Here is a 569-nt window from a genome sequence, read left to right as displayed (position 1 = left end):
GTGGCCAATGCTCAAGATCCGGAGGGAGAAATCAAAAGTGTGGAGTTTTATAGCAATGGACAGCTGATTTCCACAGTAGCTACTGCTCCTTATACCTATGATTGGTCTACCATTACTGCTGGAAGCTACGAGGTATATGCCAAAGTAATTGATATGGGAGGTTTAAGTGCCACTTCAGAAATCATCAAGTTTTCTGTAGAAGCAGCTAATCAAGCTCCAACAGTTTCTTTGACTCAACCCAGCAATAATCAGGTATTTACTTTAGGAAAGGATGCGGTGCAATTGGTGGCCAATGCTCAAGATCCGGAGGGAGAAATCAAAAGTGTGGAGTTTTATAGCAATGGACAGCTGATTTCCACAGTAGCTACTGCTCCTTATACCTATGATTGGTCTACCATTACTGCTGGAAGCTACGAGGTATATGCCAAAGTAATTGATATGGGAGGTTTAAGTGCCACTTCAGAAATCATCAAGTTTTCTGTAGATGCAGCTAATCAAGTTCCAACAGTTTCTTTGACTCAACCAAGCAATAATCAGGTATTTACTTTAGGAAAGGATGCGGTGCAATT

Annotated in this window: 1 protein-coding gene; it reads left to right on the top strand. The window is 41.3% G+C overall.

Going from position 1 to position 569, the window contains the following annotated elements; genetic code table 11:
- A partial coding sequence (locus JYB62_RS19565; RefSeq protein WP_243431651.1) for an Ig-like domain-containing protein occupies positions 1-569 on the top strand: 569 nt, incomplete at both ends.

The sequence above is a fragment of the Algoriphagus lutimaris genome, assembly GCF_017051705.1.
Classification (GTDB): domain Bacteria; phylum Bacteroidota; class Bacteroidia; order Cytophagales; family Cyclobacteriaceae; genus Algoriphagus; species Algoriphagus lutimaris.
Note: the sequence above shows the minus strand (reverse complement) of the source record. Positions and strands in the feature narration are given on the sequence as shown.